At 64.1% G+C, this 14,445-nt stretch carries 19 protein-coding genes, 1 tRNA gene and 1 other RNA gene; 5 read left to right on the top strand and 16 right to left on the bottom strand.

Translation table 11 applies throughout. From position 1 onward, the window contains the following. Positions 1-19 precede the first annotated feature (19 nt). Together D779_RS11660 and D779_RS11655 are read left to right on the top strand one after the other, a co-directional pair. Complete coding sequence (locus D779_RS11660; RefSeq protein WP_043754082.1) at positions 20-298, top strand: BrnT family toxin; 279 nt, start codon at positions 20-22, stop codon at positions 296-298. After that, a complete protein-coding gene (locus D779_RS11655) occupies positions 255-611 on the top strand; it encodes a BrnA antitoxin family protein (protein WP_081763476.1) in 357 nt (118 codons plus the stop codon). The genes D779_RS11660 and D779_RS11655 overlap by 44 nt, the downstream gene beginning before the upstream one ends. A 135-nt stretch (positions 612-746) precedes the next feature. Here D779_RS11655 and D779_RS22235 read toward each other — a convergent pair whose 3' ends face one another. The 16 genes from D779_RS22235 to smpB form a co-directional block, all read right to left on the bottom strand. Further along, entirely contained in the window at positions 747-1,277 is a 531-nt protein-coding gene (locus tag D779_RS22235; protein ID WP_157726384.1) for a transcriptional regulator, read from the bottom strand. A gap of 266 nt (positions 1,278-1,543) precedes the next feature. Beyond that, complete coding sequence (locus D779_RS11645) at positions 1,544-2,356, bottom strand: hypothetical protein (protein WP_052348068.1); 813 nt, start codon at positions 2,354-2,356, stop codon at positions 1,544-1,546. Continuing rightward, positions 2,349-2,999 carry a hypothetical protein gene (locus D779_RS11640; RefSeq protein WP_157726383.1) on the bottom strand — a complete coding sequence of 217 codons (651 nt, stop codon included), beginning with the start codon at positions 2,997-2,999 and terminating at the stop codon, positions 2,349-2,351. Before D779_RS11640 ends, D779_RS11645 begins: the two co-directional genes overlap by 8 nt. Next, positions 2,996-3,226 carry a hypothetical protein gene (locus D779_RS22230; protein WP_157726382.1) on the bottom strand — a complete coding sequence of 77 codons (231 nt, stop codon included), beginning with the start codon at positions 3,224-3,226 and terminating at the stop codon, positions 2,996-2,998. Before D779_RS22230 ends, D779_RS11640 begins: the two co-directional genes overlap by 4 nt. After that, complete coding sequence (locus tag D779_RS11635) at positions 3,198-3,686, bottom strand: hypothetical protein (protein ID WP_043754071.1); 489 nt, start codon at positions 3,684-3,686, stop codon at positions 3,198-3,200. Before D779_RS11635 ends, D779_RS22230 begins: the two co-directional genes overlap by 29 nt. Positions 3,687-3,782: 96 nt before the next feature. Next, a complete protein-coding gene (locus D779_RS11630) occupies positions 3,783-4,172 on the bottom strand; it encodes a hypothetical protein (protein WP_157726381.1) in 390 nt (129 codons plus the stop codon). Beyond that, the gene (locus D779_RS11625; protein WP_157726380.1) at positions 4,169-4,537 is read right to left on the bottom strand and encodes a hypothetical protein; all 369 of its coding nucleotides are present in this window, start codon (positions 4,535-4,537) and stop codon (positions 4,169-4,171) included. The genes D779_RS11630 and D779_RS11625 overlap by 4 nt, the downstream gene beginning before the upstream one ends. Beyond that, positions 4,534-4,950, bottom strand: coding sequence for a hypothetical protein (locus D779_RS11620; protein WP_157726379.1), 417 nt, complete (start codon positions 4,948-4,950; stop codon positions 4,534-4,536). The genes D779_RS11625 and D779_RS11620 overlap by 4 nt, the downstream gene beginning before the upstream one ends. A gap of 538 nt (positions 4,951-5,488) precedes the next feature. Then, entirely contained in the window at positions 5,489-8,410 is a 2,922-nt protein-coding gene (locus D779_RS21695; RefSeq protein WP_232424165.1) for a DUF927 domain-containing protein, read from the bottom strand. Further along, positions 8,410-8,742 (bottom strand): hypothetical protein, encoded by a 333-nt coding sequence (locus D779_RS11610; protein WP_043754066.1) that lies wholly within the window; start codon positions 8,740-8,742, stop codon positions 8,410-8,412. Before D779_RS11610 ends, D779_RS21695 begins: the two co-directional genes overlap by 1 nt. Further along, entirely contained in the window at positions 8,739-9,029 is a 291-nt protein-coding gene (locus D779_RS11605; RefSeq protein WP_157726378.1) for a hypothetical protein, read from the bottom strand. The genes D779_RS11610 and D779_RS11605 overlap by 4 nt, the downstream gene beginning before the upstream one ends. A gap of 320 nt (positions 9,030-9,349) precedes the next feature. Beyond that, positions 9,350-9,559, bottom strand: coding sequence for a helix-turn-helix transcriptional regulator (locus D779_RS11600; RefSeq protein ID WP_043754062.1), 210 nt, complete (start codon positions 9,557-9,559; stop codon positions 9,350-9,352). A 101-nt stretch (positions 9,560-9,660) separates the two neighbouring features. Then, positions 9,661-10,191 carry a hypothetical protein gene (locus D779_RS11595; protein ID WP_043754060.1) on the bottom strand — a complete coding sequence of 177 codons (531 nt, stop codon included), beginning with the start codon at positions 10,189-10,191 and terminating at the stop codon, positions 9,661-9,663. 274 nt (positions 10,192-10,465) lie between these two features. Beyond that, a complete protein-coding gene (locus D779_RS11590) occupies positions 10,466-11,689 on the bottom strand; it encodes a tyrosine-type recombinase/integrase (protein WP_043754057.1) in 1,224 nt (407 codons plus the stop codon). Positions 11,690-11,886: 197 nt separating this feature from the next. Beyond that, positions 11,887-12,242: a transfer-messenger RNA gene (ssrA, locus tag D779_RS21690) on the bottom strand. A 66-nt stretch (positions 12,243-12,308) separates the two neighbouring features. Further along, positions 12,309-12,785, bottom strand: coding sequence for an SsrA-binding protein SmpB (gene smpB, locus D779_RS11585; protein ID WP_043754055.1), 477 nt, complete (start codon positions 12,783-12,785; stop codon positions 12,309-12,311). A gap of 169 nt (positions 12,786-12,954) precedes the next feature. Between smpB and tpiA the strand changes: the two genes are divergently transcribed. The 3 genes from tpiA to D779_RS11570 all read left to right on the top strand — a co-directional run bounded on the left by tpiA (position 12,955) and on the right by D779_RS11570 (position 14,328). Next, positions 12,955-13,719, top strand: a complete 765-nt coding sequence (tpiA, locus tag D779_RS11580) for a triose-phosphate isomerase (protein ID WP_043754052.1) — start codon at positions 12,955-12,957, stop codon at positions 13,717-13,719. Positions 13,720-13,742: 23 nt separating this feature from the next. Continuing rightward, on the top strand, positions 13,743-14,219 hold the full coding sequence (secG, locus tag D779_RS11575) for a preprotein translocase subunit SecG (protein WP_043754050.1): 477 nt from the start codon (positions 13,743-13,745) through the stop codon (positions 14,217-14,219). A 24-nt stretch (positions 14,220-14,243) separates the two neighbouring features. Continuing rightward, positions 14,244-14,328 (top strand) — tRNA-Leu (locus tag D779_RS11570). Positions 14,329-14,445 lie beyond the last annotated feature (117 nt).

Below are 14,445 nucleotides of genomic sequence, written 5' to 3'. Positions count from 1 at the left end.
TCGTTACTACAATTAATGAATGATCACTTGGGACGAATCGAAACGTCGCAGCAACCGCGCCAAGCATGGCTTGGACTTCGGAGGCGTTGAAGCGGTGTTCGATGGCCCGGTGATGACGGAGGAAGATGCCCGTCTAGCCTATGGCGAGCAACGCATCAATCTGATCGGGATGCTGCATGGACAGGTGGTCCATCTGACCTACACCGAGCGCGGAGACGATCTGCACATCATCAGCCTGCGAAAGGCATCGAGCCATGAAACGCGACAATTTGCCCGCTGGGTTTCCAGCCACCCCTGAAGAATGGGAGAAGATCATCGCCGAGGCGCCGGATCACGTGGATGACCCGGATTGCCCCTATGACCCGAACGATCCGGATGCTGTCGCCGCTTACTGGGCCGATGCGGCTTTCACCCCGGGCGGCGGCTATCCGGCCGTGAAGGCTGCCCTCGAGGAGCGCCGACGCACACGCGGTCCGCAGAAGGCGCCAACCAAGATCTCAACGACCATTCGCTTCGACGCGGACGTGCTCGACGGACTCAAGGCCACGGGCAAGGGATGGCAGACCCGGGTCAATGACGCGATGCGGGAATGGCTGGAGCGGCGGAGCTAAGGCCGGTCAGCAGCGGCTTCGGCCATTGTTATATGGCGGAAACGAGTTCAGTAAGAAGGGGCGGGAGTGGCTCGGGAGTTACGCCATCAACCTTGGCGAGATGGGATGCCGTCGGTCGTCGAGCCCTTCCGTAACTCAATCCACACCCAGCCGCCCGAGCACATTCCTCACCGTTCCATCACTGATCCCCAGCTCGCGGCCGATGGCTCGCTTGGCGGTCCCTTGCTGATACAGATCCCGGATCCGGCGGTCGCGGTCGGACAGCTCCTCATCGCTCGGCTGATTATCGTCAGTGACGGCTTTCAGGGCCGCACGGGCTTCATCGCGCTCTTGGATGAGCCGCTCGCCTTCGCGGACGCGCTCCTCAAGGACCTGGCGGAGCTTGGTGTCCAGGCTGCTCACTCGGGCTCGAAGGTCGCGGATGGTGCGCTCATGTTCGGCTCGCTCCCGGAGCTGGGCCTTGATGGTCTGCTGAGCTGCGGCCAGCTCCCGCTCCAGGACGTTAATTCTGTCACTGACGGCATTGTCCGGTTTCGTGTCAGTGACGATATTGGCGCCAGCCTTCAGGCGCTCGAGGTATCGACGCTGGCGCTCGGCGCCGGTCATGGCGTTGCCGGTGGGCTTGCGGCCGCGCTTCCTGGGTGTCTGGGCTGCTGGATCGGTCATGGGTGCATTTCCTGTCAGTGACGGTAATTAGATATTAGCGTTAGTGACGGAATTGGCAAGGGTTGTACCCAAGCGAGACTGGGGCCGGTTATATCGTCAGTGACGCAGAAACCGACCGCACAGAACGCCCGTACAGCTCGCGACAGCAGACGGTCAGTTCGGGTCGGGTGTCGAGCGGATCGGCTCAGAGGAGCACATGAGAGGCGCTGGACTGAAGAAGACCGCTCGGCAGGGCATGAGCCCGCTTTGCGGCCTTCGAGGGCGCCTCACAACGCCACGGTTCGCACATTCGACCAATCGTTCGCGTCGTAGACCTGCCAGGTCGCGAACGTGACCGGGACCAGAAGTTCGACATAGCGCCCGTCGGCCGTGCTTGGCGAGTCCATCGGGAATCCGACCGACTCGATGACCAGGGGGCTGTAGGTGCGGCCCTTGTAGGTGAGGCCGACCATTTTGGGGGTGAGCGAGGGTAGGAATCGGGCGATGTCGAACGCCGATCCATCGGCGCCGGGACACTTCGGGGCGTCACCATTGAGCAGCCCGCTCAGGATACTGTCGCGTTGCAGGCATTGCGGCAACGCCCAGCCCATCAGGGTGTCGAACGGCGCCTCAACCTCGGTCTTGGGGTTGCTCCAGGCGCGAAACAGCAGGGTCGCGTTGATCTTGATCGGCGGCATGCCGGTGAAGACCTGGGTCGAGTTCATCTTGGTCATGCCGGTGCGGCCGACGCCTTCGTTGACCAGACTCGCCCAGTCTCCAGGATCAGTGATCTTATCGATGATCCCTCCGAGCCAGCCGTCGAAGAAGCCGCCGATCAGATTCTTGAGATCGTCGAGCGTCCCGCTCTGGACCAGCGCCATCAGCGTGGGGCTTGTCGCCTCGGGACCCCACTGCTCGAATGGCGATTGCCAGCCCAGACTGACCTCCATAGTCGCTTCCGTGACCATCGCCCGGACCTCGCCATCCTTGATGCTTCCGGTCGCGTTCGTGCCGAGATCGATCTTTGGGTTGCCGCCCCGATCCACCGGGTAGATCGAAGCGATCAGGTGCTTGTTGAGGTTGCCGAACTCCTCAGCCACGGACGACCTCGGGTGAAGGGACCAGTACGCGGGGCATGCCCACGACCGGCACCAGCGACGCCAGCCAGTCTTGGGGCAGGTCGGCCGTGTCGCAGGACTTGATGAACCTGGCGAATTGATCGCCCTCGGCCCGGATCTCGGCGATCCGGTTGTCCAGTTTGGCGCGGTCGAAGTCGGGCGCCAGTCGAGCAGCCTCATCGTCCGGGACACTGGCCGATTTCAGCTTGGCGCGGCGATCCGCCACGCCGGCCTCGGCCTGCTGGATCTCGCGGCGAATGTGGTCGATCTTGCGCGTCAGCTCGTGCATCTCGGTCATCGCGGCGTTCAAGATCGGCTCCAGGCCCGCACGTTCCTTCTTGAAATTCTCAGCCATGTCGATCGATCGCCAGCGCGCGTCAGCGATTGGCCGCAGGCCGTCCGCCAGGGCCAATAGTGCCTGCTCGTCGTCGAGATCCGGGTAACGGTCGCGAGCAACCGCCAGCAGCCCAAGATTGCTGAATCTCCGACTGCCAACAGCGGCGACGGCATCGGCGAGCGCGCTGCGTACGACGTTGACGGCCTCGCCGAGATCGCCCCCGGGGTTGAATCGCGGTGCGAGTTTCTTGGCTTCGCTGAGGCTAAAGCTCGTGGGCATGTGATTCACTCCGGCTTGATAGGGGGCTGTTGTTGGACGAGCTGCTCGAGGCGATCGAGTCGAGCAAGAAGGGTTTGGTGGTGGCTGACGAGGTGGCGCAGCAGTATTTCGGTGGTGTCGCGCTCGAAATCGATCACGTCCCTGTGAATAGTCTCGAGGACGTCGAATAGCTGTTCGGTCGTATTTTTGGGCCTTGGCGCTTCGGTCTCAGGCGCTTGGTTTGGCTTGCTGCTCATGCTCCCATTCCTCTTGAAGGTTCTGCGCGCGTTCGATCATGCGTTGCTTCTCGATCTCTCGATTCGCCAACAGCTCCTCATACCTTTGGTCGAGATTTTTGTAGTCGGGTGGCTCGAAGGCGATCTCCGCCGGGCGCGCCCGAGCTGCCAGGTCCAAGACCTCTCGAGCCACGTCCACGGGCACCTCGCCCTTGCCGACCGCATCCAGTAGACGCTGGCCGATCTCGGTGGGCGAGCCGCTGAGATCCAGCACGATGGCCGCAGAGCTGGCGCGTAGCTTCGGGATGACGCGATCCAGCAGCGCGGTAGCGGCGGCCGTGTCGCCGGCTGTAGCGGCTTCCAGCAGCTTCTCGACCAGATCGGGCGCGGCGGACTCGATCGCTTCTCGGATCTGTTTTTGGCGCTTGGAGACAGATCCTCGGGGGCGTCCGCGAGGTCGGCCGGTGGGTTTGGATGCCAATGGCGACTCCTGAATTTTTCGATTAAAAAATCGGGTAGTCGCTATTTTCGCGGGCTTCGGGGCGGTTAAATCGGGCGTTTTTCCCGATTTTGCGGGCTATTTCGGCGGGGACGACCACGCTTGAGAGAAGAGCCACTTCAGCGCGGCCTCGATGTCTTTCTCGCTCGGCGGTCGGGTGAACCGGCTCAATGCATGCTGGATCGTCTTGGCGATTTCGTGTGGTACGTACACCTCGGACCGGGGCATGGCGTCGAGCACCATCTCCAGCTCGCGCTCGGCCTCCCGGGCACGGCGGGAGTAACCACCCATCTGGGCCTCGAGCTGCCGCAGGCGCGTCAGGGTATCCCGCCACTCAGCCGCGTCGACGTGGACCAGCCCGTCCTTGGGCTGGCAGGCGATGCAGATGCAGCCCTTGTCGTCGGCCGGCGTTGTGAAGAGCACGCTGCACATCTGGCATTCGCGCGTCCATGTAGGTGGTGTCGTCATGCCGGATCCTCGCCGAAGGGGCGCCCATAGAGCAGATACAAGGCCGGCGCCAGATCGGCGAGCGCATCATCCACGGGGGCGTCGATCGGCAGAATCTCGCGGTGCCGGCGCATGTCGAGCCAAATCTCGAGGACGCTGCCGTTCGGGACCCCGCATAGCCCTGGAACGGTCCCTGCTGCGTTGCAGCGTGCTACGAAGTAGGGGTCGGTCTCCGCATCCAGCCACAGACCGCAGCGGACCATGCTCTCGGCGGCTTGTTCAATGAGCACTGGATGGGCTCCCTGCTTGATCCGCCGCTCAAGCGTGCGGCGCCAATGGAACCATCCAGAAATGGCTTTGTTGAGCGTGAGGGGACGGGCATTCATGCGGTCACCTCCATTGCCCGGTCGAGCAGATCGAGCACCATGCTCTCGGTGGCTGTCGGTAGACCTGGGCGCAGCCGCACGCCCAGCCGACCGCCAGGCAGCGGACGCAGCTCGACCAGGGCCTCGAGGAGCCCACGTTCGGCCAGGGATCCCCGCAGGTGCTCAACGGCTGGCGATGGCGCGACGCGCGTTGGTATGGGCTCCTGAGGCTGCGGCAGCGGAATCGGGTCTGGGTGCGCGGGGAACGGCGCGAAGCTCGCACATCGCCGAAGATGCTTCAGGCTGCCGATCTTCACCCCGGTCATTCGGCAGCGAGGATGCAGGCTCGGAAGACGGGGGCGGATCTGATCACGATGGATGCAGTCTCGGCACCGAGCATTGCGGGGCTCATCGAACAGGTCGGGGCGGCTCATGGGCGAATCTCCCGATCCTGGGATCGCCGATACAGATTCGGCCATCTCTCGCGCCCGGGTCGTTGGTCTGGATCGCTTGGGCCTGGTCGATACGCCACACAGCGACACAGTTGCTCAGTGTCCGGGTAGTACCGAGTTGAGGTTTGCGGAACATCGCCGCGACGGGCGGCCGAGCACTGGCCGTCATACTCCTCCAGGGCAAGGCACTGCTGGCAGGTCCGCCGGTCGTCCTCCAGGCGCTCGGGCGAGGCGTAGCAGATGCCGGGTGGGTCGTTGGCAGCTCGGGGGGCAGGTTCCCCGGTTCCCTCAGATGGTTGGATTTGAATAGTCCGCCGTTGAGGATTCACGATTTCTGAGAGCGGCTTGCCGGCTGTCGGTTTGCTCGGTTGTGTGGCTTCTTCGTCCCTATGCTGTTTCCCGAGGGAACTCGGTGAACCAAGGGAACCGCCTTGTGCGGTAAGGGGTTTTCCGGTTCCCCGGGGCGGGTTCCCTGGGGGAACCGAGGGAACCTCCAGGCGTTGCAGCAGGCTCTCCAGGCTCATGACTCGACCTCCGCCGGAGCAATGGCATAGAGGCTCTGGGGACGCCCCTGGGCCTTGAACTTCTTCGACCGCTTGCCTTCGTCGTGCTCGTCGATCCACCCGGCTTGGTCCAGCGCATCCAGCACCCGGCGCAGATCGAACCCCTCGGTCGCTTCGCGCAGACCGGCCGAGGAGAACAGATAGGCGCGCCCATGGTTGTCCGCGGCCTCCTTCCACCAGCCGGCCCGATCGCGGACGACGGGGGCGTGTTCCTCCTCGTCCTCCGTGGGCCGCAGCGGCGAGAAACGCGCGTCGCCGTGTTTGGCGATGAAGTCGGCGACGGCCTCGAGGATTTGGCGAGTCTCGGTCTGTCCCTTGCCGCGCGCCTGGCGCCAACCCTGATAGGCGATGGTCGCCGCGTCCAGGGCCTCGCCTTCACTCCAGGGCAGAATCCCCCACTCGATCGCCAGCTCTCCGGCCAGGGCGGCCAGGGCGAAGGCACCGGCCGCGCGCCCCTCGAGGCCGTTGTCGGCTTTGAACTCCTTCAAGGCGATCAGCCGGGCCAGATACTCGCCGTGGTCGCGGGCATCGGCAATCAGCCGCTCGACGAAGGCGGGTCCGGCATGTCCATAGTGACGGTTCGCGCTGGTCCGCAGCGCATCCGAGAAGGCGCGCCCATCGGCCAGTCCATGCAGATCGTCGAAGACGCCATGGGCGCGTGTGCAGGGGATGTCGAGCAGGCGCGCCTCCTGCCCGGCCTTGGTCCGCTTGCCGCCCTCGGCCATGGTCGCGGCCAGGGTGCGCTCGCCCGAGGACAGCAGCACCACGCGCCAGCGGCGTACCTCGCGCGCCTTGCCGGAGCGGGCCGCCCGGCTCTTGCCAGTGCCGTTGCCGATGGCGTAGATGATCGAGCCGATCTCGCGCGGGTCGGCCTCGCTGATCTCGTCGAGAATCAGGGCGGTATCGTTGAGCGCGGCGGCGATGCCTTCCAGTCCATTGCCGGTGGCCCGCCAGGTGCGAATGAAACCGGGACCGCCCCAGCAGGAAGCGCCCACGCTCAGAGCGGTACTCTTGCCCGTGGACGAGTCGCCGACGAAATGGAACCCGCATCCGGTGCGGTGGAGCCGGGCCAGCAGCGGACCCGCCAACGCGGCCGAGACGCTGTGCTGAAGCATCGGGTTGCCGGCGCAGCGAGCCGCGATCTCCGAGCGCCAGCCCTCGAACGTGCCGGCTTGGATGAACTCATCGTGGTCGGCCTGCTCGCTCTGATAGCGCACGTCGCCGGTGCCGATGATGCGATTCGGCAGCACGAACACGGCGCCCTCGGAGTGCCAGCCAGTGCAGGTGGCGGCCAGGATGCGCCGCTCGGGATAGCGGCTCATCAGGTAGGCATTCAGCAAGCGATGCGAGATCGGATCGATGCGAACGCCCAGATTCAGCAGCTCGCCGCGCAGTTCCTCGTCGGATCCTCGCAGCATCGCCATGGGCATGGTCCATTCCCGCTCGCGACCACTGGCGTTGCGAAAGCGCAGCAGCAGACCATAGTCGGCGTCGCGTTCGCCGTGCGCCATCGCGTCCGCCCAGAGCGGGGAACAGACCCATTGATTGACTTCCTCCTCGTCCTTGAGGCCGTGCCAGTAGGTGCCCGGCTTGCCGTACCCCGTCCAGCCCGCTTGGACCGAGAACCCGGGGCGATCGACGGCCGGTTTCGTCCTGGTGGTTCCCTCGGTTCCCTGGGCGCTGTCGCTGGGGGAACCGCTGGAGCCCGCGTCATTGCTGGCGGTTCCCCGGGTTCCCTCGGTTCCCCGTGAATCGGCAAAGGGTGAGGGAGCGACGACCCAGCGGGCGCGTTCGGCGAGACGCTCGGGCGTCCAGCCATCGGCCAAGGCGTCGGCCGCGTCCCATCCCTTCGGCAGCGCATCGGCCAGCGCGGACAGGTCCAGGATCACGACCGACGTCGCACCGGCTCCGTAAGCCAGGGCGGCGGCGGTGCGGGCGTACTGAGTGCCGGGGTCGTCGTGGTCGGGCCAGATTCGCACTCGACGGCCTTGCAGCGGCGCCCAATCGCTCTTCTTCGGGCTCTTCGAGCCGTTCATGCTGGCGACGGGCACCAGCTCGGGCAGCAGCGCGCCAGCGGCGTCGGCGGCCTTCTCGCCCTCGGCCAGGATGACCTCGGCCTCGGGGCGGGCCGCCAGGCGGTCGAGTCCGTAGAGGGGGCGGGGCTCTTCGGGCGCCCGCCAGATCCAACCCTCGGGGGTCCGGGTGAGCGGGCGAAACTCCTTGCCCTGGGCAGTCTCGAAGCGCAGCACGACGCAGAGCACGGCGCCGGTGGCGTCCCGGTACTCCCACGATCGGGAGGGATTGCCGAGCTTGGGGTGCCTGGCTGGACGGGTCGCCATTACCTTCGGCTGGCGCTTGGCCTGCGGGGGGCTCGGGGTCGGCTCGGTCGTCATCCAGTTCGGTCTGGCGGCTGGTGCTGGCGGTGCTACTCCGAGCCAGGCGGCCAGTTGGCCGGCGGCCTCGCCTTGACTCAATCCCTCCAGGTAGGCGACCAGGGACACCAGATCCCCGCCCTTGTCTCCGGTGGCGAAATCCGACCACTTGCCGGTGGTCACGTTGACCGCGAACGAGCCGGGCGTCTCGTCGTGTCGGGTCGGGTTGCGGGCGATCCACTCGGGGCCTTGACGCTTGCCTTCGGGCAGCCAGTGCCGGCAGATGGACTCGGCTGCATCCAGGGCCGCGCGGGCGGTGTCCTTGATGTCCACCCGTGGCGGGCGGTTGGCGGACGGCTCCGCCGCAACATCCTGCCGCTCGAGATGGACCGGCGCCTGGGCGGGCGCCTGCATGGCGAGCTGCGCCCGAACCTCCGGGGACAATTTGGCGATGTCGATGCCGGGAGCGGCCGCAGCCGCCCCCTCGCAGGGGGCGGGCTGGCTCATTACGCGGCAGCCTCCTCGCCGGTCAGCTCGGGGCGCCCCGTGCGGCTCATCGCCAGCTCGATCGACTCGAACAGGATGTCGTCGATCTGGCCGCTGTTGCAGGTGTCGGCGAGGCGTTGCAGGCGCGCCAAGTGCTCAGAACCCTGGGGCTGGCCGTCTGCCTCGACGAGTTCCCAAGTCGCAGCGGCGAGATCGGTGGCCAGGTGCTCGGCCGCCACACAGAGCCCGAACCGCATCTCGGACGGGCTCTTGTCGTCGGAGTGCTCGACGAGCTTGATGGTGATCGACCGCAGACCGGCGGCGAGGTCGAACAGATCGGATGCGGATTTCACGCTGCATCCTCCTTGGCTGGCGCGTCCTTGGCCTCCAGTCCAGCAACGTCGGCCAGCGCGGCCTGTAGCTCCTCCAGGTTCGATGCGAGCAGGTTCGCCCAATCTTGCGCGAGATATTTGCCGATCCCTGCGAGCTGGTTGGCCTTGGGGTGTCTGTCGGTCGCGTCTTGAACCGCAACAAAAAGGGCCTCGAGGTCGCCCAGGATGCGTTGGGTCAGACTGTCCAGATCGTCTGCGACGCGCTGGGCCTGGGAGATAGTGGCGATGGGGGCGGTGGTAGTTTTCATGATGTCGGTCTCCAATAGGAATGGATTGACCGACCGGATAGGCGGGCATGGGCGCGGACGGACGGATAGTGCAGACGCAAGTATCCTGGGACGGTATAATTTCCACGCCGGTGCAAGCCGATGCCAGTCGGATTGCTTTACCGTCGGGGTGGTGCAAACACCTCGGCGGACGGTTTGCACGATAAGCCCAGAATCGAATCCTTTGCAACGCCTGTGCGGCTGGTCCCCGCCGGGCGTTGTTCGTTTCTGGGCCACTTCCGGCCTTGCTTCGCGCGTCGTTCGGCGCGGATCTGTCTTGAACGTGCAGACATCTTGGCCTCCTACGCGGCGACCGACTGGCGCCCGGCCAGCCAGTTGTCGATATCGGATTCGCGCCAGCCGACGGCCCGCTCGGAGAGCTTGATGGACCGGGGGAACCGGCCGGCCGCCATCAGGTTGTAGACGCTCGATCTCGACAGGCCGCAGCGCTCGACGACTTCGGGGAGGCGGATGATGCGTTTGGTGGGGGGTATCGTGTTCTTGCTCGCCATTGTTTGCCTTGCAACCTAGGTGGACGTGGCAAGACACTATCACCGCGTCGGTGACGTGGATCCACGTGAGGATAGGGTCAGTCCTCACGTGGATTGGCGGGCTATTTCGTGCGGGCCTCGAGGGCGTCTGGAATCTTTTTCAGGTGCCGGGCGATAGTGCCTGAATCGACATGAGCGCCGATCTCGTCTGTCAGCCTCTCGATGATGGCGCCTGCCGCTTCGTGGCGACCTGTGTCTATCTTGGCGTGTCGAGCCAGGGCCTCGATGACGACCAGCAGAGTTCGGCGTTCGATTTCGCGCATTGGCTTATCCAGTAGTTGCTCGGCCGAGGCGGGATGAGTCATCCAAGGAGGATCGATGCTCAGTTTCCTCATGGCATTGATGAAGTCGGCGGGTTTCCCTCGCTCACCCACGTGCCCCCGTAGCGCTTCGGTCATGACCATGCCGAGATCGTGCAAGCGGTTGCCCCTTGAGCCTATGCCGGGGCGTAATTTCCAATGCGGGTCTACGTTGACGGCCAGCCATGATGCTTGCTCGGCCGTCCATTCCTTGCGTCCGAGCCAACTGTCAATGTGTGGCGGTATTTGAAGGGCGGGCTCATCCTGTCCGCCATCGAGAATTGCAGCCACCATTCCCGGGATGTCGGATGGGGCTATGGGGCCAAGGCGACGCGGGGGCGGCTTGGGGGCGGTTAGTCTTCGCACGGCTTCTCTGAGATCATGATCGCAGGACACTGCCGAATCTCCCTGATAGTTCGGTAAGGTCTTGGTCTCGAGGCGGGTAGAGCCGTCTCGGGGCCTGTTCATTTTGACGTGTACGAAAAGCCGATAACGTCGGGCTCGAGCTGTCGGCGCCGGGTCGGAAAAGGCTCGAAATCGTCAGATCCGAACACGAAACCGGGTTCATCTATCCGGTGCGCTGCGCCTTGAGCGGGACGACGTTGCTTTCTTCGCCCTGCTTCAGCTGGTCCAGGTAATCCGCCCATCCCTGCATCATCATCTTGCGGGCCTCAAGGTGAGCGGTGCGGTTGTAGGCGCGGCCGTTCGGATCCTTCACGGCATGGGCCAGCTGGTGCTCGATGAAGTCGGGCCGGAAGCCGAGGACCTCGTCCAGGATGGTCCGGGCCATCGCCCGAAAGCCGTGCCCGGTCATCTCCTCCTTGGGGATCCCCAACCGGCGCATCGCCGCCAGGATCGCGTTGTCGGACATCGGGCGATCGGCGCCGCGAGCGGACGGGAAGACATAGCGCCAGCGTCCGGTGATGGGCTCCAGCTCGCGCAGGATCGCAACGGCCTGGGTCGAGAGCGGCACGATATGCGGGGTGTCGGTCTTAGTGACGATGTAGCGCCACTCGGCCGCCTCGAGGTCGATGTCCTTCCATTCGGCCTTTCTCAGCTCGCCAGGGCGCACGAACACCAGCGGCGCCAGGCGCAGCGCGGCCCGAACGGTCGGCGTGCCGGTGTAGCCGTCGAGCATGCGCAGGATCTCGGCGACTTGGGGCGGTTCGGTGACCGCTGGAAAGTTCCGGCCTCGAACTGGTGGCAGGGCTCCTCGGAGATCGGCCGACGGATCACGCTCGGCGCGTCCGGTGGCAACGGCATACCGGAAGATCTGTCCGCAGTTCTGAAGTGCTCGATGGGCGGTTTCCAGGGCGCCGCGGTCCTCGATGCGGCGCACGGTCGCCAGTAGTTCGGGGGCAGCGACGGCGGTGATTGGGCGAGAGCCGATCCACGGGAAGATGTCGCGCTCCAGGCGTCGGATGATCCGCACGCCATGACTCTCCGACCATGTGCCCTCGTGCTTGGCGAACCACTCGCGGGCGATGACCTCGAAGCTGTTGGCGGCCTGGATTTGCTGGGCGGCCTTCTGAGCCTTCCGGTGTTCGCTCGGATCGATCCCGTTGGCCAGCTGGGCGCGGGCCTCCTCGCGGCGTTCCCTAGCCTCCTTGAGCCCTACCTCGGGGTAGACGCCGAGGGATAGCCGCTTCTCCTTGCCCCCAGATCGATATTTGAGCCGCCACCACTTGCCTCCGGCTGGAGAGACCTCGAGATATAGGCCGCGCTCGTCGAAGAGCTTGGCGGCCTTCTCGGACGGCTTGGCGTTGCGGATCTTGGCGTCGGTGAGCGGCATGGGGGCAACTCCTTCGGGCCGGTGAGCGGAGAAATTGGGGGCATCCGATTGGGTGTATCGGCTCTTGCCCCCGATGCTGCCCCCACTCAAAGGTTGATGTCAATGGATCCCGCTGGACGCTGCAAGACAAATAGGCAATAAAAAACCCGCACTTAGGCGGGTTCTTTGTCGTTCTTGGATGTCTCTGGATGGGTATTTGGTGGAGGCGGCGGGAATCGAACCCGCGTCCGCAAGCCCTCTGCCCTTGGTCCTACATGCTTAGCCCGCTCAATTATTTTTAACCTTCCGCCGCCCGAGGGGCAGGGCGATCAGTCGGCGATTCCGTTAGGTTTTAGCGGATCAGGTCCGGACTCCCGTCACCGCGATCCCATGTGATTTTACCCCTGGAATCCGCCGCCCATAGGCAAGAGACGGTCAGAGGCCCGCTGGTTAAGCAGCGAGAGCGTAGTTGTCGTCGTTGGCAACTATAAGTTTGCGGATGGATTTACGAGGTAACCCGCACCTCGGCATGCACCTCAGGTTTTGCGACCCACGTCGAAGCCATGTCGCCCCCTTGGTAACGAGTTGGTCAATATAGGGTGTGATTGGTTCCGCGGCAAGCTCGACCTGTCTGTGGGGCTCAGCCCGTCTTGAAGATGCGCTCCTTCTCGCGCTTCCAGTCGCGGTCCTTCTCGGTGGCGCGCTTGTCGTGCTGCTTCTTGCCCTTGGCCAGGCCGATCTCCAGCTTGGCCCGGCCGTGCTTCCAATACATGGCGGTCGGGATCAGGGTGTAGCCGGCGCGCTCGGTGAGACCGATGAAGCGGTTCAGCTCGCTGCGCTTGAGCAGCAGCTTGCGGCTGCGGGTCGGATCCGGATTGATGTGGGTCGAGGCGGCGGCGAGCGCCGAGATGTGGGCGCCGATGAGGAATGCCTCGGCGTGGAGGATCTTGACGTAGCTCTCCTTGAGCTGGATGCGCCCGGCACGCAGGCTCTTGACCTCCCATCCCTCGAGGGCGATGCCGGCCTCGATGCGCTGCTCGATGAAATACTCGTGCCCCGCCTTCTTGTTCAAGGCGATGGTCGAGCCGCCGTCCTGTTTTTTCTTCGCTTTTGCCATGCGCGCGATTCTATCGGAAAGCGTCATGTATAAGTAAGAGTCGGGATGGGGCTTGCATGTCGGTCGCGAGTGCGGTCGAATCTCGGGGCTTGGGAATTTTTTCGAATCCATACTTGAAATCTGCGGAAATATGGCTATCATTCCGCGCTCGCCTCAATGGAGTTCTGACATGCGCCAGCCTCTGATTGCAGGAAACTGGAAGATGAACGGCACCAAGTCCAGCGCCGATGCGCTGTTGAACGGGGTCGTTTCGGGATCGGCATCCATCTCCAAGTCGGAGATCGCGGTTTGCGTTCCCTTTCCATTGCTCTATCTCGGCGAGCAGTTGCTCGCGGGCAGTTCGGTCAGGCTGGGTGCGCAGAATGTCTGTACGGAGGCGGGCGGCGCCTATACGGGCGAGGTCTCGGCGGCGATGCTCGTCGACTTCGGCTGCCGGTACGTGATCTGCGGACATTCGGAGCGTCGCGAGTATTATGGCGAGACGGATGCCATCATCGCTCGCAAGCTCGCGGCCTGCATGGATGCCGGTATGACTCCGATCCTTTGTGTCGGCGAGACGCTGGAGCATCGCGAGGAAGGCCGGACGGAGGCGGTGATCGGATCTCAGCTCGAGGGTGTTCTGAGCGAGATCGGTATCGATGCCTTCGACCGTCTCGAGATCGCCTACGAGCCGGTTTGGGCCATTGGCACCGGCAAGACGGCGACGCCCGAGCAGGCGCAGGATGTGCACGTCTTCATTCGCGGAAGGATCGCCGCCCAGAGTGCGGTCATCGCGGAGAAGATCCGAATTTTGTATGGTGGCAGCATGAAGGTCGCCAATGCGCGTGAATTGCTGTCGCAGGCTGATATCGACGGTGGCTTGATCGGCGGTGCGTCGCTGGTCGCCGACGACTTCCTGGCAATCTGTCAGGCTGGGGACTTGTCGGCAGGCTGACGTCCTCAATCTGTGAGTAAGGCATGCAAACGATTTTGACAGTCTTTCAAGTCTTCTTGTCCCTGGGTCTGATCGGCCTGGTGCTGATTCAGCACGGCAAGGGGGCGGATGCTGGGGCCGCATTCGGGAGTGGTGCCTCGGCGACGGTTTTCGGGGCGCAGGGCTCGGGGTCGTTTTTGACCCGTCTGACTGCTATCATAGCGACCCTGTTTTTTCTGACCAGCATGGCGCTGGCCTATTATGCGACCCAGGGTACGGAACCCGAGGGTCTCATGGACGGTTTGAACGAGACGCTGATCGTGCCGCAGGCGCCCAAGGCTGAGCCCGCCTCGACCTTGGATGTGCCGGTCGTCCCCGGGTCGGACGCGGCGGTCGAGCCGCAGTCGTCCGATCTGCCGGTGGTTCCGGCCCCGGTGGGTGACGCTGGCCAGGCATCGGGCTCCGATGTACCGGCGGCGCCTGTCGAGTCTGCTGCAGACTCCGGGCAGAAAGACGAATAGTATTGAGTTGAGAGGTTTCTATTAGCCGACGTGGTGAAATTGGTAGACACGCTATCTTGAGGGGGTAGTGGCGCAAGCCGTGCCAGTTCGAGTCTGGCCGTCGGCACCAACAAGCAAACGGCATGCCGCTTTTAGCGGCATGCCGTTTTTTTATGCCTAATAAAAATATAAATCCTTGAAATAGCTAATAATTTGGATTGATGTTTGGGTTGACACCGCGGCGGCG

Origin of the sequence: Imhoffiella purpurea (assembly GCF_000585215.1) — a bacterium.
Taxonomy (GTDB): Bacteria; Pseudomonadota; Gammaproteobacteria; order Chromatiales; family Chromatiaceae; genus Imhoffiella; species Imhoffiella purpurea.
The sequence above is the reverse complement of the archived record's forward strand: the minus strand, read 5'-3'. Positions and strand labels throughout refer to the sequence as shown.